General features: G+C 72.8%; 18 protein-coding genes. 3 read left to right on the top strand and 15 right to left on the bottom strand.

Going from position 1 to position 17,961, the window contains the following annotated elements; genetic code table 11:
• Positions 1 to 23 precede the first annotated feature (23 nt).
• The 5 genes from ABT118_RS11400 to ABT118_RS11380 form a co-directional block, all read right to left on the bottom strand.
• Positions 24 to 2,609 (bottom strand): SpoIIE family protein phosphatase, encoded by a 2,586-nt coding sequence (locus ABT118_RS11400; RefSeq protein WP_350665073.1) that lies wholly within the window; start codon positions 2,607 to 2,609, stop codon positions 24 to 26.
• 103 nt (positions 2,610 to 2,712) lie between these two features.
• Positions 2,713 to 5,352 carry a SpoIIE family protein phosphatase gene (locus ABT118_RS11395; protein ID WP_350659637.1) on the bottom strand — a complete coding sequence of 880 codons (2,640 nt, stop codon included), beginning with the start codon at positions 5,350 to 5,352 and terminating at the stop codon, positions 2,713 to 2,715.
• Positions 5,353 to 5,596: 244 nt separating this feature from the next.
• Positions 5,597 to 5,986 (bottom strand): (deoxy)nucleoside triphosphate pyrophosphohydrolase, encoded by a 390-nt coding sequence (locus ABT118_RS11390; protein WP_350659627.1) that lies wholly within the window; start codon positions 5,984 to 5,986, stop codon positions 5,597 to 5,599.
• 10 nt (positions 5,987 to 5,996) lie between these two features.
• Positions 5,997 to 6,152 carry an SPOR domain-containing protein gene (locus ABT118_RS11385; RefSeq protein WP_350659619.1) on the bottom strand — a complete coding sequence of 52 codons (156 nt, stop codon included), beginning with the start codon at positions 6,150 to 6,152 and terminating at the stop codon, positions 5,997 to 5,999.
• Between the two features lie 40 nt (positions 6,153 to 6,192).
• The gene (locus ABT118_RS11380) at positions 6,193 to 7,005 is read right to left on the bottom strand and encodes a methyltransferase domain-containing protein (RefSeq protein WP_350659612.1); all 813 of its coding nucleotides are present in this window, start codon (positions 7,003 to 7,005) and stop codon (positions 6,193 to 6,195) included.
• A 136-nt stretch (positions 7,006 to 7,141) separates the two neighbouring features.
• Between ABT118_RS11380 and ABT118_RS11375 the strand changes: the two genes are divergently transcribed.
• A complete protein-coding gene (locus ABT118_RS11375) occupies positions 7,142 to 7,723 on the top strand; it encodes a pyridoxamine 5'-phosphate oxidase family protein (RefSeq protein ID WP_350659603.1) in 582 nt (193 codons plus the stop codon).
• Between the two features lie 51 nt (positions 7,724 to 7,774).
• Here ABT118_RS11375 and ABT118_RS11370 read toward each other — a convergent pair whose 3' ends face one another.
• Genes ABT118_RS11370 through ABT118_RS11355 form a run of 4 tightly spaced genes read right to left on the bottom strand, consistent with a single transcriptional unit; the run spans position 7,775 to position 10,396 of the window.
• Positions 7,775 to 8,830, bottom strand: coding sequence for a ketoacyl-ACP synthase III family protein (locus ABT118_RS11370; RefSeq protein ID WP_350659581.1), 1,056 nt, complete (start codon positions 8,828 to 8,830; stop codon positions 7,775 to 7,777).
• 40 nt (positions 8,831 to 8,870) lie between these two features.
• The gene (locus ABT118_RS11365; RefSeq protein WP_350659564.1) at positions 8,871 to 9,044 is read right to left on the bottom strand and encodes a hypothetical protein; all 174 of its coding nucleotides are present in this window, start codon (positions 9,042 to 9,044) and stop codon (positions 8,871 to 8,873) included.
• A 51-nt stretch (positions 9,045 to 9,095) separates the two neighbouring features.
• The gene (locus tag ABT118_RS11360) at positions 9,096 to 9,341 is read right to left on the bottom strand and encodes a phosphopantetheine-binding protein (RefSeq protein ID WP_350659553.1); all 246 of its coding nucleotides are present in this window, start codon (positions 9,339 to 9,341) and stop codon (positions 9,096 to 9,098) included.
• 41 nt (positions 9,342 to 9,382) lie between these two features.
• Positions 9,383 to 10,396, bottom strand: a complete 1,014-nt coding sequence (locus ABT118_RS11355) for a beta-ketoacyl-ACP synthase III (protein ID WP_350659533.1) — start codon at positions 10,394 to 10,396, stop codon at positions 9,383 to 9,385.
• A 304-nt stretch (positions 10,397 to 10,700) separates the two neighbouring features.
• On the opposite strand from ABT118_RS11355, the gene ABT118_RS11350 reads away from it, so the two are divergent.
• Positions 10,701 to 12,143, top strand: a complete 1,443-nt coding sequence (locus ABT118_RS11350; RefSeq protein WP_350659504.1) for an MFS transporter — start codon at positions 10,701 to 10,703, stop codon at positions 12,141 to 12,143.
• Between the two features lie 55 nt (positions 12,144 to 12,198).
• Here ABT118_RS11350 and ABT118_RS11345 read toward each other — a convergent pair whose 3' ends face one another.
• The 4 genes from ABT118_RS11345 to ychF all read right to left on the bottom strand — a co-directional run bounded on the left by ABT118_RS11345 (position 12,199) and on the right by ychF (position 15,243).
• Complete coding sequence (locus tag ABT118_RS11345) at positions 12,199 to 12,852, bottom strand: HAD-IA family hydrolase (protein WP_350659484.1); 654 nt, start codon at positions 12,850 to 12,852, stop codon at positions 12,199 to 12,201.
• 54 nt (positions 12,853 to 12,906) lie between these two features.
• Positions 12,907 to 13,353 carry a cytidine/deoxycytidylate deaminase family protein gene (locus ABT118_RS11340; protein ID WP_350659469.1) on the bottom strand — a complete coding sequence of 149 codons (447 nt, stop codon included), beginning with the start codon at positions 13,351 to 13,353 and terminating at the stop codon, positions 12,907 to 12,909.
• Positions 13,350 to 14,033: a RibD family protein gene (locus ABT118_RS11335; protein ID WP_350659453.1), complete on the bottom strand. Its 684-nt coding sequence runs from the start codon at positions 14,031 to 14,033 to the stop codon at positions 13,350 to 13,352. The genes ABT118_RS11340 and ABT118_RS11335 overlap by 4 nt, the downstream gene beginning before the upstream one ends.
• A 136-nt stretch (positions 14,034 to 14,169) precedes the next feature.
• The gene (gene ychF / locus ABT118_RS11330; RefSeq protein ID WP_350659441.1) at positions 14,170 to 15,243 is read right to left on the bottom strand and encodes a redox-regulated ATPase YchF; all 1,074 of its coding nucleotides are present in this window, start codon (positions 15,241 to 15,243) and stop codon (positions 14,170 to 14,172) included.
• A gap of 260 nt (positions 15,244 to 15,503) precedes the next feature.
• Between ychF and ABT118_RS11325 the strand changes: the two genes are divergently transcribed.
• Positions 15,504 to 16,082, top strand: coding sequence for a DUF6542 domain-containing protein (locus ABT118_RS11325; RefSeq protein WP_350659410.1), 579 nt, complete (start codon positions 15,504 to 15,506; stop codon positions 16,080 to 16,082).
• Between the two features lie 48 nt (positions 16,083 to 16,130).
• Here ABT118_RS11325 and ppgK read toward each other — a convergent pair whose 3' ends face one another.
• Entirely contained in the window at positions 16,131 to 16,871 is a 741-nt protein-coding gene (gene ppgK, locus ABT118_RS11320) for a polyphosphate--glucose phosphotransferase (RefSeq protein ID WP_350659400.1), read from the bottom strand.
• Between the two features lie 62 nt (positions 16,872 to 16,933).
• A complete protein-coding gene (locus tag ABT118_RS11315) occupies positions 16,934 to 17,908 on the bottom strand; it encodes a 4-hydroxy-3-methylbut-2-enyl diphosphate reductase (RefSeq protein ID WP_502884523.1) in 975 nt (324 codons plus the stop codon).
• Positions 17,909 to 17,961: the final 53 nt, after the last annotated feature.

Here is a 17,961-nt window from a genome sequence, read left to right as displayed (position 1 = left end):
CCGACCGGGGCTCGCGGCTCTGCCTAGAGGGCGAGCTCGAACCAGACGATCTTGCCGTTGGGGGTACGGCGGCTGCCCCAGCGCTCGGCCAGCAGGCTGACCAGCTGGAGGCCGCGGCCGCCCTCGTCGGTCTCCTGGGCGCGGCGCTGGCGGGGCTGGGCGTAGCCGTCGTCCCAGACCTCGCAGACCACCGTGCGGTCGCGGAGCAGCCGCAGGCGGATGTCGCCGCGGCCGTGCCGGAGGGCGTTGGTGACGAGTTCGCTGACCAGGAGCTCGGTGGTGTCGACGAGTTCGTCCAGGCCGCGGACCAGGAGCCAGGAGCAGGCGAGTTCGCGGGCCTTGGCGACCGAGGTGGGCTCGGAGGGGAGCTTCCAGTCGCCGACCGCGTCCTCGGGGAGCGGCTGGACCTTGGCCATCAGCAGCGCGATGTCGTCCTCGCCGTGGTGCGGGATCAGCTCCTGCAGGACCTCGTCGCAGAGGCTCTCCAAGTGGCGGGAGCCGCCGTTGAGGGCGGTGCGGAAGGCCCGCAGGCCCTCGTCCAGCTGGTGCTTGCGGGATTCGACCAGGCCGTCGGTGTAGAGGCCGAGCACGGCACCGTCCGGGAGGGTGACCGTGACCTCCTCGAACGGCTCGCCGCCGACGCCGAGCGGGAGGCCGGGTGGGACTTCGAGCATCCGGGCCGGCTCGCCGGGGCTGAGCACGACCGGCGGCAGGTGGCCCGCGTTGGCGAAGATGCAGCGCTGCTTGACCGCGTCGTAGACCGCGTAGACGCAGGTGGCGAGGTAGACCTCGGCCTCCTCGCCGGGGGCGGTGGTGTCGCCGCCGAGGCCGCGGGCGATCTCGTCCAGGGCGGTGAGCACCTCGGCCGGGTCGAGTTCGAGCAGGGCCAGGGTGCGGACGGCGGTGCGGAGTTGGCCCATCGCGACGGCGGCGCGCAGGCCGCGGCCCATCACGTCGCCGATCACCAGGGCGGTCCGGCTGCCGGGCAGCGGGATGACGTCGAACCAGTCGCCGCCGACCTCGGTGTTGTTGTTGCTGGGCAGGTAGCGGCGGGCGATCTCCAGGCCGGTGGCGGCCGGGTTGCCCGGGGGCAGCAGGCTGCGCTGGAGGATCAGCGCGCGCTCGTGCTCGCGGCGGTAGAGCCGGGCGTTGTCGAGGCAGATGGCGGCGCGGGCGACCAGCTCCTCGGCGATCGCCACGTCCCGGGCGTCGAAGGGCTCGCTGCCGATCGCGCGGGAGAGCTGGACCAGGCCGAGCACCTGGTCGCGGGCGACCAGCGGGACCACCAGGGTGGAGCGCAGCAGCGGGTCGGGGCCGGGCTGCGGGACGACGCTGCGGCCGGTGCGCAGGGCGCGGGCGTGCGGGGAGCGGCGGGGGTAACAGAGCGAGCCGCCGGCCTCGGCGACCGGGACCGCGCCCTCGGCGCCGAGCACGCTGGAGGCGCCGCCGACCACGCTGGAGACGGCCACCCGGCGCAGCTCGCCGCAGCCGTCGGAGGCGCCGGGCTGGCCGGAGGGCGGGCCCGCCTCGCCGGACAGCAGGGTGGTGTAGAGGTCGACGCTGGCCAGGTCGCAGAACTGCGGGACGATCACGTCCAGCAGCTCCTTGGCGGTGGTCTCCAGGTCGAGGGTGGAGCCGATGTGGGTGCTGGCCTCGTTGAGCAGGGCGAGGCTGCGCCGGACCCCGGCGGCCTCCCGCTCGGCGACGTGACGGCTCGTCACGTCCAGCACCTGGCCCGCCACACCCATCGGGCGGCCGTTGGCGCTGTTCAGGCGGTAGAGCGAGATCGCCCAGCGCCGGCCGCCGTCCCGGGACGGCACGGTGGCGGTGCGCGGGACGACGCCGGTGAAGCGCAGATCGACGATCGGGCCGCCGCCCGCCAGCACCTTGCGCAGCGCGACCATCAGCCGGTCCGCCTCGCCGGGCAGGAAGAGGTCGTACGGGTTCAGCCCGGGGAGCTCGTGGGCGGGCAGGCCGACGGCGGTGGCGAAGGCCTGGTTGACCCGCTGCAGCCGCAGCTCGGGGTCGAACAGGAAGAATCCGGTCGGGGTCTGCCCGAAGACCGCCTCGGAGGCGGCCAGGTCGGTCTCGATCCGGCGCAGCCGGCCCAGGTCGACGGCCAGACAGGTGGCACCGGGGGTGCCGCTGTCGGGCATCACGTAGAGCTCGGCCAGGCCCTCGGCGCCGGTGGCGTCCCGGTACGGGGCGGTGCCGACCCACTCCTCGCCGGCCAGGATGCTCTCCAGCCGGGCCCGGCCGCGCTGCCAGAGCTCGCGCGGCACGAAGGTGGTGACCGGATCGGTGCCGACCGCGTCCGCGGCGGCGACGCCGAAGAACTCGGCGGCGCGGGCGCTCCACTGGGTGATCCGGCCGTCGGGGCCGATCGCGAAGGTGGCGACCCGGATGTAGTCGTAGATCGTGCCGGACTTGTCGTGATCACCCCAGTCCGCCGCGGCGGCCGCCGCTGTCCGCAGCCCCGGACCGCTCGGCTGTCCGGGCACGGCGACATGGCCGCTGCCGCTCGACGCTTTCCACGCCGGGATGCTGTTCAACGGTCCGATCCCCTCCAACCCGCGCCCATCCGGATGTCGAGAACACCGAGTATTCATCATCCGAGGGCAGGCGCACACGCCCTCAACATCACAACATCGACTCAGGACTCCACTTCCCTGCTCCTCCTTACCCGGAGTCGCCTGTTCGAACCCGATGGGCTCAGCTCAGGTGGTCGTCCTGCGGGTCGAGCTCGAACCAGACCACCTTGCCCATGCCCTCGGCCCTGGCCCCCCAGCGCAGCGCCAGCCGGCGGACCAGTTCCAGGCCCCGGCCGCCCTCGTCCGCCTCGGCGGCGTGCCGCTCGCGCGGCGGGTCGGGCAGCGGGTCGGAGATCTCCACCAGCAGCGTCTCGCCCAGGGTGAGCCGGACCCCGATCGGCGCGCTGGCGTACCGGACCGAGTTGGTGACCAGCTCGCTGACCAGCAACTCCGCGGTGTCGGTGAGGTGTTCGACCCCCCATTCGGCCAGCGCGCCGCGCACCAGCCGGCGGGCCCGGGAGACCGCGGTGGGCTCGGCGGGCAGGGTCCAGCCGGCCGTCGGGATGCCCGCCCGACCCCGGCCGAGCCGGGCCAGCAGCAGCGCCACGTCGTCGGGCTCGCGTCCCTGCTCCATGGTGTCCAGGACCGCCTCGCAGGCCTGCTGGATCGAGGCGTAGGGCTGCTCCAGCACGCTGAGCAGCCGGCCCAGGCCCACGTCCAGGTCCTTGTCCCTGGACTCCACCAGGCCGTCGGTGCAGAGCGCCAGCAGGCTGCCCTCGGGGATGTCCAGCTCGATCGACTCGAACGGGACGCCGCCGACGCCGAGCGGGGCCCCGGACGGCAGGTCGAGGATCTGGCCGACCCCGCCGGTCAGCGCGCTGCCGATCCGGGACGGCTCCTCCACCGGCTCCTTGGGGACGATCAGGATCGGCGGGATGTGGCCCGCCTTGGTCGCGGTCAGCCGCCCGGTCGACGGGTCGAAGACCGCGTACACGCAGGTGGCCAGCAGCGCCTCGTCCGGCCCCTGGGCCAGGTCGTCGGCCAGGTCGTGCACGTGCCGCAGCAGGACCTCGGGCTGCAGGTCGAGGCCGGCCAGGGTGCGGACGGCGGTGCGCAGCCGCCCCATCGTGGCGGCGGCCCGCAGGCCGTGGCCCATCACGTCGCCGACCACCAGGGCGGTCCGGCCGTCCGGCAGCGGGATGACGTCGAACCAGTCGCCGCCGACCTCGGTGCCGCTGCTGCCCGGCACGTACCGGTAGGCGACCTCGACCCCGGCGGGCTGCGGGACCTGCTGCGGGAGCAGGGTGCGCTGGAGGGTGAGCGCGGCGGTGCGCTCGCGGGCGTAGAGGCGGGCGTTGTCGAGCGAGCTGCCGGCCCGGTCGGCGAGCTCGACCGAGAAGGCCAGGTCGTCCCGGTCGAAGCCCTCCCGGTAGCCGGCCCGGCTGATCACCAGCAGGCCGATCACGATCCCCCTGGCCCGCAGCGGGATCACCAGCCGGGAGTGCACCCCGAGGTCGTGGGCGGCCTGCACCTTGGGGTCGCCGGGGTAGGTCAGGTCGCTCAACTCGTCCGGGCCCGAGAGCAGTTCGGGGACACCGGTGCGGAGCACCCGGCCGAAGGCGGAGTCCTCGGCGAAGGTGATCCGGGCGCCCCGGCGGAGCATCACCTCGACCTCGGGCGCGTCCTGCACCGAGGCGGTGCCGAGCTGGAGCAGCGAGGTCCTGCGGTCGTGGCCGTGCCGGGGCAGGTCGTCCCCGTGCGCGACCGCCTGCAGCAGGATCACCGCCGCGTAGTCGGCCAGCCTGGGCACCACCGCGCTGGCCAGCTCCTGGGCGATCCGGGTGGCGTCCAGCAGGTCGCCGACCCGGGAGCCGAACTCGTTCAGCAGCGAGAGCCGGCGCCGGGCGTGCTCGACCTTGGCCACCGCCCGGTACCGCTCGGTCACGTCCATCACGGTGCCGGAGATCCCGAGCACCCGGCCGGCCCGGTCGGTCATCCGGCTGTACGAGATCGACCGGAAGCCCGCCCTGGCGGTCACCGGCGAGGCCAGCGTGACGTCGATGACCGGCTGGCCGGTGGCCAGCACCTGCCGCTGGATCGCGGTGATCTCGTCGGCGGCCCGCTCCGGCAGCGTCTCCCCCGTGGTCCGGCCGACGTGCTCCTCGGCGGCGACGCCGTTCATCTCGGCCAGGGTGTGGTTGACCGCGGTGTAACGCAGCTCGGTGTCCAGGATCGCGATGCCCAGCGGGGACTGCTCGAACAGCGCGTCCCGGACCGCGAGGTCGCGCTCGACTGCGCGCAGCGTCCGGGCCTCGGCGAGGGCCACCTGCAGGAACGGGGTGCCGTCGCCGTCCACCAGCAGCGAGATCCGGGCCTCCACCCCGACCTCGCCCTCGTCCCGGTGCCGCAGCTCGGTGAAGCCGTGCCAGTGGCCGTTGCGCAGGGTCGCCTGGATCGCCGCCCTGACCCGGCCGACCAGCTCTGGATCGGCCATCAGCTCGTCGATCCGGCGGCCCACCAGCAGCTCGCTCGGCCAGCCGAGCAGCTCCTCGGCGGCGGGGCTCCAGAGCACCACCCGGCCGGCCGTGTCCAGGATCGCGATGGCCACCTTCACCACGTCGAACAGGCTGCCCTCGGTGTGCTCGCCGAACGCCTCCACCGGGCTGCTGTCCAGCCCCGGGTACGGGGCGGTCGGGCCGCCCCTGGCACTCGCCGGGCGCGGCTCGGCGGACGGACGGGGCCGGGTGGCGGGCTGCTGCGCGGGCTGCGGCTTCGGGGCCGGCCGGCGGAGGCGGGCCCGGGCCGAGGCGCTGCCGATCATGCGCGGACGCGGGGCCGCACCCGTCCCGGGGGCCGCCGGTCGCGGCGCGCGCCGGGGGGCTCCGTCCGAGGACGGCTGCGCTCCGCCGTCGTTACCCGTGCTCGACACCGACCGCCTCACCTATGGTGACGAATACTGCCGAACAGTGACATACCCATCAGAACGCCAGGCTACCCCGGCGAACGGGTCGGCTTTTCCGATTGATCTACCTGGCCCAATCGCCGGGACCCCGGGCCGCAGCCGGTCAGTGCAGCAGCGCGGCCACGTGCGGGAGCACCTCGCGGTCGTGCGGGAGCCAGTCGACGGTGCCCAGTTCGGTCGGGCCGAGCCAGCGCAGCAGGTCGTGGTCCTGGAGCGGGGCGGGCTCACCGGTGATCAGTTCGGCGGCCCAGATCCGGAGTTCGAGGCCGGGGCGGACCAGCCAGCTGCCCGGCAGCCGCCGGAGCGCACGGGCCCGTACGCCGAGCTCCTCGTGCAGCTCGCGTTCGAGCGCCTGCTGCTCGGTCTCCCCCGGCTCGGCCTTGCCGCCGGGGAACTCCCAGTGGCCCGCCACCTCGGGCGGTGCACTGCGACGGGCGGCCAGCACCCGCCCCTGGTGGACGAGTGCGCCGCCCACGACGATCCGGTTCTCCATGGGCCCGACCCTACTGACCGTCGGGCTCCACCCAGTACAGCTGCTTGTGCCCCCGGGCCTCGAACTCGGCGGCCAACTGCTCGGCGGCCGGCCGGGTCAGCCCCTTGGCGACCAGGAAGCGGTTGCCGTTGTCGTCCTGCCGCATCACCCGGTACGTGGTCCCCATGGCCGTCAGCGTAGGGGACGGGCCCCGACCCGTCCGGGTGTCACACCCGGGCCAGGATCTCCCCGTGCAGGACGGCGAACCAGCCGTCCCGGTCGGCGGCCCAGCGCCGCCAGCCGTCCGAGAGCGCGGCCAGCTCCGCCGGGGTGGCGTACCCGTCGGCGACCGCCGTCCGGGCGATGCCGGAGTCGACCACCCGGTCCGCCCACAGGCCGCCCCACCAGTCGCGCTGCTCCTGGGTGGCGTACGTCCAGGTGGACGAGGAGCAGGCGACCCGGTCGAATCCGGCCGCCCTGGCCCAGGCCGCCAGCCGGCGCCCGGCGTCGGGCTCGCCGCCGTTGGCCCGCGAGACCCGCTGGTAGAGCGCCATCCACCCGGCCAGCTCGGGCAGTTCGGGGTACCAGGTCATCGCGGTGTAGTCGGCGTCCCGGCAGGCGACCACCCCGCCGGGCGCCGTCACCCGGCGCAGTTCGCGCAGCACCGCCACCGGGTCGGTCACGTGCTGCAGCACCTGGTGGGCGTGCACGACGTCGAACTCGCCGTCCGCGTACGGCAGTCGGTGCGCGTCGGCGACCTCGAAGGCCACGTTGCCGACGCCGCGCCCGGCGGTGTACTCGGCCGCTGCGGCCAGCACCTCGGCCGAGGTGTCCACCGCGACCACCCGGCCGGTCGGGCCGACCAGTCCGGCCAGGTCCGCGGTGATCGTGCCCGGGCCGCAGCCGACGTCCAGCACCGCCTGCCCCGGGCGCAGTTCGGGCAGCAGGTAGGCCGCCGAGTTGGCTGCGGTACGGGACCGGTGCGAACGCAGTACCGGCTCCTGGTGGCCGTGGGTGTAGACGGCCTGACGGTCACTCATATCTGGTTCCCCCTTGGTCCGGACGGCTTCTGCGCCGTCTCTTCGAGCGTACGCATCGTCTCGACCAACGAGAAGAACTGTCTCGGATGCCAAGACAGTTGTTTGAGGAGGCCCGGAATTGCGCGAGAATCGGACCATGGGAAAGACCTACGAACGGATCGACGGCCGCCTGCGGAAGTTCATCGAGGATCAGCCGATCTTCTTCACCGCCACCGCCCCCCTCGCTGAGGACGGGCACGTCAACGTCTCGCCCAAGGGCCGGTCCGGCACCCTGGTGGTCCTGGACGAACTCACCGTCGCCTTCCTGGACTTCGGCGGCAGCACCGCGGAGACCCTGGCGCACGTGCGGGAGAACGGCCGGATCACGCTGATGTGGTGCGCCTTCACCGGCCCCCCGACCGTGGTCCGGGTGCACGGCCGCGGCGAGCCGGTGTTCCGGGACGACCCGCGCTTCGCCGAGCTGATCGGGCGCTTCGACCCGACTGCGGACGGCAGTGCGCTGCGCTGCATCGTGCTGGTGCACGCCACCCGGGTGAGCGACTCCTGCGGCTTCGCGGTACCGCTGATGGAGTACCGGGAGGACCGCAGCATGCACGCGGAGTTCTTCGACCGCAAGACCGACGAGGAGTTCGCCGCCTACTGCGAGGGCAAGCCGTACATCCCGGTCAGCGTCGACGGCCTGCCCGCGCTGCCGCTGCCGCTGCCGCCCAGGCCGTGACACGGCGAACGGCCCGCCCCCGGGGGGACGGGCCGTTCGCTCGGTGCCGGGTCAGAGCTCCGGACCGACCGGGGTCGGGGTCTCGGTGATCTCCAGCACGACCGAGGTCCAGTTGAAGCCGAGACCGATACCGGTCATCAGCACCCGCTGGCCCGGGCGCAGTTCGCCCTTCTGGACCAGCTGGTCCAGTGCGCCGAACTGGTCGGTCGCACCCGCGTGGCCGATCTCCCGGCCCCACTCCCAGTGCGTCTGCTCCAGCTCCAGGCCGAGCGGCGCCAGCACCTCCTGCTCCAGCATCGTGCGGCCGAAGTTGGGGAAGACGATGTGGTCGGCCTCGGCGGCCGAGATGCCCGCCTGCTCGGCGGCGGTGTTCACCGCGAGGACCAGCGCCGCGTTCATCCGGCGGAAGATCTCGGACAGGCCGATCCCGCTGGAGGCGAACTGCTTCATCCGGTTGATCAGGCTGATCGGGTAGGCCGAGCGGTCCGCCGGGTCGGGGTTGGCGGTGAACGGCTGGTCGGCGCGCTGGGCCCCCTCCAGCTCGGCCCGGCTCTCGCTGTGCACCGACAGCACCTTGGCGAAGCCGCGCTCGGTGGAGAGCACCGCGGCGCTGCCGCCGTCACCGAGCACCAGCCCGGTGTACGCGCGCCAGCGGTCCCAGACCGGCTCGGCGAACCGGTCCGAGGCGGTGACCAGCGCGGCGGTGCGGTCGGTGCCGGCCGCCAGGAAGGCGGCGGCCAGCTCGATCGCGGCCATCCCACCGTTGGACTGCTGTCGGACCTCCAGCGAGATCCCGTTGCCGTCCAGCACCTGGTCCTGCAGGTAGGAGCTGACGTTCCAGCCGTCCAGGCCGCAGAAGCCGGTGGTCGCGTGCAGCAGCAGCCCGAACGCGTCGGTGGACAGACCGGACTGGCGCACCGCCAGCTTTCCGGCCCGGGCCGCCATCTCCGGCTGGGAGTCGTCGTCCCCGGCCACGGTGGCGCTCAGCTGCGCCGTCCGGCGCCGGGTCAGGTTGTCGTACCAGCCCTCGTCGATCGCCTTCTCCACCGGCACCGGCTTGGGGTACCAGGCGCCGACCCCGGCTATGTACAGGTTGTCGTACTTCACTGTGGGCAGTTCCTTCCGAGGACTGGTTGTCGGACAGGCCCTAGACGGGCAGCTCGTTCTGGTCGGAGCGGTAACGGGGGCCCAGTGACCGGAGGTTCTGCTCCAGCTCCGCGCCGATCGCGGCCAGCAGCCGGGTCGAGAAGGCGCTGAACTGCTCGACGCCCTCGTCCTCCAGCCGGGCCGACCGCCCGTACTCCTCCGTGGTCTCCCGCATCACACTTCCCCTTGCGTCGTCCGAGCGAGGTTCCGGGCAGGGTCCGTCGGGTCAGGCCGCGACCGGCAGGCCCTTGGTGTGCAGCAGCTCGACCGTGCCGTCGATCGTCGCGGCCGCCTCGATCTCCCAGTCGTCGACCGCGATGCCGTACAGCTTCTGCAGCAGCACCGCGAGTTCGACCAGCACCAGGGAGTCGAGCTCCAGCGACTCGAACGGGGTGGCGGGGTCCAGGCTCTCGGCGGGGATCTCGAACTTCTCCACCATGAGGTCGACGATGTGGTTGGCGATGGCGCTCATTGCGTTCCTTTCAGCGGGGTTTGACGGGGATTCGGGCAGGGTCAGGCGGCCGTGATGTCCGGCCAGACCAGGGCGGTGGAGCCCCAGGCGAGGCCGCCGCCGAAGGCGCTGAGCAGCACCCGGTCGCCGGGCGCCACCTCGCCGGAGAGCATCGCGTCGGCCAGTGCGAGCGGGATCGAGGCGGCGGAGGTGTTGCCGACCCGGTCCAGGTTGACCACGGCGCGGGCGCGCTCGACCCCGAGGAAGTCGGCCAGCGCGTGCAGGATCCGGACGTTGGCCTGGTGGCCGACCACCCGGTCGACCGATTCGGTCGGCCAGCCGATCCGCTCCAGCAGGGCGGCGGAGGACTCCCCCATCCTGGTCACCGCGTGGGCGAAGACCGGCTTGCCCTGCATGGTGAAGTACTGGTCGGCCGGGTCCTCCGAGGTCCGCATCCGGGAGCCGCCGGCCGGGATGGTGATCAGGTCGTGCCGCTCGCCGTCGCTGCCCAGGTCGAAGCCGAGCAGCGCGCCCGGCTCCTCGGCGCTGCCGGCCTCCAGCACGATCGCGCCCGCGCCGTCGCCGAAGATCACCGAGGTGGTCCGGTCGGCGGGGTTGAGGATGCCGGAGTAGGTCTCCGCACCGATCACCAGCACCCGCTCGGCCAGCCCGGCCACGATCAGGCTCGCGGCACTGGCGGCCGCGTACACGAACCCGGCGCAGACGGCGGCGATGTCGAAGGCGGGCACGGTGCCCAGGCCCAGCCGGGCGGCCACGGCCGGCGCGGTGGCCGGGCAGGGGTGGTCCGGAGTGCTGGTGGCGAGCACCACGGCGTCCACCGAGTCCACCCCGGCGGCCTTGAGCGCCCGGGCGCCGGCCTCGAACGCCAGGTCACCGGTGGCGGTGCCGGGGTCGACCCAGTACCGCTGCCGGATACCGGTCCTGGTCCGGATCCACTCGTCGCTGGTGTCCAGCCGGCCGGACAGCTCCTCGTTGCTGACGACGCGTGGCGGCAGGTACGTGCCCAGGCCCTTGAGGACGGCGGCGCGCCGGGGGGACGGCGGGATGGTGCTCATGACCGTGGCCTCCACACATGGAAGTTGACGTTTTCTCAAGATCAGTGAATTCGCCGGCCCGGGATCTGTGCATTCTCCGGCGAATACTTCGTCAGCATTCTGACCATGCCGCGACAACCCGACTGAAACAGCCGTGCGGTACTTCGTCAGCTCTTTCGGGCAACTCCTCGGCCACGCCGCTGACCTGACGTAGTGGCCCCCGGTGGATCGACCGCGCACCGGTTCCAGGCGGAGCATGGGGGCTCCCGGACACCGACAATTCCGTGCACGGTGATCGGCTTTCACAGAGCGAAAGGTGTTCACCATGTCCGTGCTGGACGGGACTGCGGTCCAGAACGACAATCCGGCCCTGGAACCGAGAATGTCCAAGCGCCAGCGGGCGATCCTGATCCTGCTGCTCAGCTCGACGTTCCTGCTCGCAGCCGACTTCTCCCTGCTCACGGTGGCCATCCCGGTGATCGGCGACGGCCTCGGCTTCGCGGTCGGCGACCTGCAGTGGATCTCCACCGCGTTCGCCATCACCTCGGCCGGGTTCACCCTGCTGTTCGGCCGGATCGCCGACCTGTACGGGCGCCGCCGGATGTTCCTGGCCGGGCTCGCCCTGCTGGCGCTCTCCTCGCTGCTCGGCGCGGCGGCCAACGAGCCGCTGGTGCTGATCATCGCGCGGGTGCTCCAGGGCGTGGCGACCGCGATGGCGACGCCCGCCGCGCTGGCGCTGCTCACCACCTCGTTCCCGGAGGGCCCGCTCCGGGCCAAGGCACTGGGGGTGAACGGCGCGATGATCTCGGCCGGCTTCACCGTCGGCGCGGTGGCCGGCGGTCTGCTGACCGACCTGCTGAGCTGGCGCTGGGCCTTCCTGATCAACGTCCCGATCGCGGTGGCGATCATCGTGCTGACCCCGCGGCTGCTGCCGGAGAGCCGGCTGGCCGGGCGGGCGAAGATGGACGTGCCCGGTGCGGTCACCGTCTCCACCGGTCTGATCGCCCTGGTCTACGGCGTCTCCCGGGCCGGCGAGGAGGGCTGGGGCGACGCCCTGGTGCTGGTCCTGCTGGCCGCCGCCGCGGTGCTGCTGACCGTCTTCTACCGGATCGAGCTGCGGGCCGAGTCCCCGCTCGCCTCGGTGCGCATCCTGAACAAGCCCTCGGTGCTCTGGGGCAACTTCGGCGGGCTGATCGCGATCACCATGCAGACCGCGGTGATCTTCCTGGCCACGCTCTACCTGCAGAAGGTGAACGGCCTGTCGGCGATGGACACCGGCCTGGCCTTCTCCGGGCTCGGCATCGCGGCCTTCGTCGGCGGCGTGGTCGCACCGAAGGTGGTCGGGCGGTTCGGCAACCGGCTCGGGCTGGTGATCGGCCTGACCCTGCAGGTGATCGGGCCGATCGGCCTGGCGCTGACCGCGAGCGCGGACAGCAGCATCCTGCTGGTCCTGGTGCTGCTGACGGTCGCCTCGTTCGGCCACCTGACCGCCGTGGTCTCGTACATGATCACCTCCACCTCGGGCCTGCCGAACGAGGAGCAGGGCCTGGCCACCGGCCTGGCCACGATGACCCAGCAGGTCGGCCTGGCGGTCGGCATCCCGGTGATGAGCGCGATCGCCACCACCCGGATCCACGCGATGGAGGCCACCCACTCGGCCACCGACTCGGTGCTCTCCGGCCTGCGGCTCGCCTTCACCCTGGACGCCGGGGTGGTCGTGCTCGGCGGGCTGCTGATCCTGGTCTTCCTGCGCAGCCGCAAGGCCTGACGGACAGTCGGGAGGGCCCGGGGACCATGCGGTCCCCGGGCCCTCCCGCGTCCGCTCAGCCGATCTCCAGCACCAGCCCGCCGTCGGCGTCCGGGACCACCCGGACCTGCTCCAGGGTGTCCACCTGGACGGTCGGGCCGAAGGCCGCCGCGTGCGGGCCCACGCCCACCACCCGCATGCCGGCCGCCAGGCCCGCCGCGATGCCCGCCTCGGAGTCCTCGAAGACCACGCAGTCGGCCGGATCGGCTCCCAGCTCGGCCGCGCCCTTCAGGAAGCCCTCCGGGTCCGGCTTGCTCGCCCCCACCGACTCGGCGGTCACCCGCACGGCCGGCAGCTCCAGGCCGGCCGCCGCCATCCTGGTCCGGGCCAGCTCCGCGGGCGCGGAGGTGACCAGCGCGTGCGGCAGCCGGGCGATCGCGGCCAGGAACACGGCCGCCCCCGGCACCTCGACCACGCCGTCCAGATCGGCGATCTCCTCGGCCAGCATCCGGCGGTTGTCCGCCAGGTTCTGCTCCATCGGCCGCTCCGGCAGCAGGATCGCCATGCTCAGGTGGCCCTGCCGGCCGTGCACCACCCGCATCGCCTCGTCGCCGTCGATGCCGTGCTCGGCGGCCCAGCGCCGCCAGCAGCGCTCCACCGCCGTCCCGGAGTCGACCAGGGTGCCGTCCATGTCGAGCAGCAGGGCGCGGGCGGGCAGGGTGACAGGCATGGGCAAGCTCCTCAGGACGGAATCCGCGGGGTTTGTCATACCAGGCTACAAAACTCAGCCGAGCAGGTGTGCATTGACCGCCCTGGCCGCCTCCGCCAGCTCCGGCAGCTCGACCACCTCGACCCCCGCCGCCGTGAGCAGCGCCGTCCCCTGACAGGCCGTCACGAACAGGTCCGGCTCCCGCCAGGCCAGCACCACCCGGGGCACGCCCGCCGCGATGATCAGCTCCGCGCAGGTGCGCGGCCGCGACGCCCGCTGCCCGCACGGCTCCAGCGAGCTGTACACCGTCGCCGTCCGCAGCCGCGGGTCCCCCGCGGGCAGCTTGGCCAGCGCGGACTCCTCCGCGTGCACGTGCGCGTCGGTCTCCCGGCTGTACCCCTCGCTGAGCAGCTCGCCGTCGGCGCCGACGATCACCGCCCCGACCGAGAAGGCGGTCTCCGAGTCCGGGCACTTCCCGGACAGGTCGACGGCCCGGGCCAGCCAGTCGGCGTCGGTCTTCACGAGGCGGTCTCCTTCGGTGCGTAGCGGAGCAGCACGACATCGCCCACGGTACGTGCCTCCAGCAGCCGCATCCGCCGGGACGTCCCGCCCGGGAAGTCCGCCGTGCCGACGAACCTCGGCGCCCCGGCCTGTCCCACCAGCAACGGCGCCACCGCCAGCTGGAGTTCGTCCGCCAGCCCCTCGGCCAGGAACTGGGTGTGCACGCTGCTGCCGCCCTCCACCATCAGCCGCCGCACCCCGCGCGCACCCAGGTCGTCCAGCACCGCCCCCAGCCCCACCCGCTCACCCAGGCCCACCACCTCGGCCAGCCCGGCCAGTTCCGCCGCCAGCCGCTCGGCCGCCGGGGTGGTGGTGTACGCCAGCCTGGCGCCCCCGGTGTGCCAGAAGTTCAGGCCCCGCTCCAGCTCGCCGCTGCCGGTCAGGGTCACCTTGAGCGGGTACTCCGGCAGCCCCCGGCCGAGCCGCTCGGCCCGCCGCCCGGGCGAGTTGACGAGCAGTCGGGGGTTGTCCCGGCGCAGTGTGTTGCCCCCGACCAGGATCGCGTCGCACCCCGCCCGCAGCTCGTCCACCCGGTCGAAGTCGGCCGGCCCGGAGAGCAGCAGCCGCTCGGGCGAGGCGTCGTCCAGATACCCGTCGACCGACATCGCGGCACTGAGCAGGACGTACGGGCGAGCAACCACGGGACCGGTCCGTTCTGTAGCGGTCCCGCCACGGTACGACAACGGGCCCCGCACCGGCGCCGCCCGGGTCGGGCTGCGGACAGCGGAACGGCCCGCCCCGCTCGCGCGCGGGTCGGGCCGTTCTGCCGAGGGCCGGTCAGACGTTGAAGCGGAACTCCACCACGTCGCCGTCCTGCATGACGTACTCCTTGCCCTCGATCCGGGCCTTGCCCTTGGCGCGGGCGTCGGGGATGGAGCCGCACTCGACCAGGTCGTCGAAGGAGACGATCTCGGCCTTGATGAAGCCCTTCTGGAAGTCGGTGTGGATCACACCGGCCGCCTCGGGGGCGGTCGCGCCCTTCTTGATGGTCCAGGCGCGGACCTCCTTGGGGCCTGCGGTGAGGTAGGTCTGCAGGCCGAGGGTCTCGAAGCCGACCCGGCCGAGGGTGGCCATGCCGGTCTCCTCCTGGCCCATCGACTGGAGGAGTTCGAGGGCCTCGTCCTCGTCCATGCCGATCAGCTCGGACTCGATCTTGGCGTTGAGGAAGATCGCCTCGGCCGGGGCGACCAAGGCCCGCTGCTCGGCCTTGAACTCCTCGTTGGTGAGCTCCTCCTCGTCGACGTTGAAGACGTAGAGGAAGGGCTTGGTGGTGAGCAGGTGGAGCTCGCGGACCGAGGAGGAGTCGAAGCCGACCTCGAAGAGGGTCTTGCCGGACTCCAGGATCTTCTGGGCGGCCTCGGCGGCGGCCAGGGTGGCCGCGCTCTCCTTCTTCAGGCGCGACTCCTTCTGGAGCCGGGGCAGGACCTTCTCGATCGACTGGAGGTCGGCGAGGATCAGCTCGGTGTTGATGGTCTCGATGTCGTCCTTGGGCGAGACCTTGCCGTCCACGTGCACCACGTCGGGGTCGACGAAGGCGCGGATGACCTGGCAGATCGCGTCCGACTCGCGGATGTTCGCCAGGAACTTGTTGCCCAGGCCCTCGCCGACCGAAGCGCCCCGGACGATCCCGGCGATGTCGACGAAGTCGACCGTGGCCGGGAGGATCCGCTGGGAGCCGAAGATCTCGGCGAGCACGGCCAGCCGGGTGTCCGGCACGCCGACGACGCCCACGTTGGGCTCGATGGTGGCGAACGGGTAGTTGGCCGCCAGCACGTCGTTCTTGGTCAGGGCGTTGAACAGGGTCGACTTGCCGACGTTCGGCAGGCCGACGATTCCGATCGTGAGCGACATGAAGCGAAGTCCCGTGGGCTTGGAGGGCGTGGAGCGGCGCGGGTGCCCCGAGCCGATCGCCAAGTCTACGGCCCCGGCCACACCGGGCCGCCGACACCGGCGGCGCCGGGCCGCGCGTGGTGCGGGCGGGCGGATCCGAACCCGAGGACGGTGCCTTCAGGTTGATCGTTCCGACCGGGCGATTACTCCGGCCGGGGACACGGAATGAGGCGAACGCGCCATTACACAGTGTGGCGATGATCGGACCGTACGTTGGACGGGTGGAGCAGAGCATCCGTACCCAGCCGCCAGGGCCCAGACGCCGACCGCCAGCCGGTGCCGGCGAGGCCGCCGCCGTACCGGGGCCGGCCACGCCCCCCGACGCCCGGACGGCGGTGCCGAAGCTGCGGCTGCCGCCGCCGCTGCGGGCCAAGCTGCAGGCGCGGCTGCGGGCCAGGACGAAGGGCCGCAGCGGGCCGCCGGCCCGGCTGACGGCGGTGGGCACCGGGGTGCTGGCGCTGGTCGGCGCCCTGGCGGTGGCGGCGGTGGACCGGCTGCTGTTCGGCGGCCTGGGCTGGCTGTTCGGGCTCGGCTACCTGGTGCTCTGCTTCCAACTGGCCGTCCGGGTACGGCTGGCGGACCTGCCGGCCGCACCGATCAGCGGGCCGATCGCGTTCGCGCTGGCGCTGCTCTGCTTCGGCCCCGCCTCCGTGCCCGGGGTGACCGGACAGGTGGTGGCACTGGCCAGCGGGCTGGCGCTGCGGGCGGGTTGGCTGTTCACCGGCACCGGGCTGGCCGTGCTGATCGTGGCCGCCCGGTTCCTGGCGCAGCGGCGGATCCGGCGCAGCCGCAGCTCCTGAGCCGCCCGGCCGGGCCGGACCGCCATCGACCGCACCGGACCGGACGCGTCAGCTGCTCGCGGCGGCCATCGCGGCACCGACGATGCCCGCGTCGTTGCGCAGCAGTGCCGGGACCACCTCGGCCGGGCGCTGCTTGAGCAGCGGCATGAACTTGTCGTGCTTCCGGCTCACTCCACCACCGACGATGATCAGCTGCGGCGAGAACAGCCGCTCCACCAGGTCCAGGTACTCGTCCACCCGCACCGCCCAGTCGGCCCAGCTCAGCTCGTGCCGCTCGCGGGCGGCCGAGGAGGCACGGCGTTCGGCGTCCTTGCCGCGCAGTTCGAGGTGGCCGAGCTCGGTGTTGGGCACCAGCACGCCGTCGGTGAACAGGGCGCTGCCGATGCCGGTGCCGAAGGTGAGCATCAGCACCACGCCGTCCCGGTCCCGGCCGGCCCCGTGCCTGACCTCGGCCAGACCGGCCGCGTCGGCGTCGTTGAGCACGCTCGCGGGCAGGTCCAGGGTCTCCCGGAACAGGCCGGCCGCGTCCAGGCCGATCCAGTCCTCGGCCACGTTGGCGGCGGTGTGGATCCGGCCGCCGACCACCACGCCGGGGAAGGTGAGGCCGACCGGGCCCCGGTGGCCGAAGTGCGCGACCACCTCGTGCACCGCCGCGACCACCGCCTGGGGCGAGGCCGGACGGGGCGTCAGCACCTTGTGCCGCTCCTCGGCCAGGGTGCCCCGTTCGAGATCGACCGGGGCACCCTTGATGCCCGAACCACCGATGTCCACACCGAACACTGCCGTCACAGCTAGCCTCCACGTGTCCACAGACCTGTGGACAAACGTACGGGCCGTCAGCCGGAAACGCGCTACAGCTTTCCGGCCGCCTCGGCGCGGAGGTCGCGGCGGAGCTCCTTGGGGAGCGAGAAGACCAGGTGCTCCTCGGCGGTCTTGACGGTCTGCACGTCGGCGTAGCCGCGCTCGGCCAGGTAGGCGAGCACGCCCTCGACCAGGATCTCCGGCACCGAGGCGCCGCTGGTCAGGCCGACCGTGGTGACGCCCTCCAGCCAGGCCTCGTCGATCTCGTCGGCGAAGTCGACCAGGTGGGCGGCCTTGGCGCCGTACTCCAGGCCGACCTCGACCAGGCGGACCGAGTTGGAGGAGTTGCGGGAGCCGACCACGATCAGCAGGTCGGTCTCGGGGGCGATCTGCTTGACCACCACCTGGCGGTTCTGGGTGGCGTAGCAGATGTCGTCGCTGGGCGGGCTGACCAGCAGCGGGAAGCGCTTCTTCAGCTCGCCGACGGTGGCCATGGTCTCGTCCACCGAGAGCGTGGTCTGGGACAGCCAGACCACCTTGGACTCGTCCCGGACCTGCACGTTGGCGACGTCCTCGGCACCGTCCACCAGGTGGATCCGGTCGGGCGCCTCGCCCATGGTGCCGACGACCTCCTCGTGGCCCTCGTGGCCGACCAGCAGGATGTCGTAGTCCTCCTCGGCGAACCGGACCGCCTCCTTGTGCACCTTGGTGACCAGGGGGCAGGTGGCGTCGATGGTGGCGAGCTTGCCGATCTTGGCCTCGTCGTGCACCGACGGCGCGACACCGTGGGCCGAGAAGACCACGATCGAACCCTCGGGCACCTCCTCGGTCTCGTCGACGAAGATGGCGCCCTGCTTCTCCAGGGTCTGCACCACGAACTTGTTGTGGACGATCTCCTTGCGGACGTAGATCGGGGCCCCGTACTGCTCCAGGGCCTTCTCCACGGCGATGACGGCGCGGTCTACACCCGCGCAGTAGCCACGGGGGGCGGCGAGCAGGACACGGCGCTGCGCAGAGTTGGACATGGCTCCCATGGTACGGGCGGGCCCGGGCCGCGCCGACGGGGACCGGCTACCGG

It is taken from the genome of Kitasatospora sp. NPDC002040 (assembly GCF_040296785.1).
GTDB lineage: Bacteria > Actinomycetota > Actinomycetes > Streptomycetales > Streptomycetaceae > Kitasatospora.
Note: the sequence above shows the minus strand (reverse complement) of the source record. Positions and strands in the feature narration are given on the sequence as shown.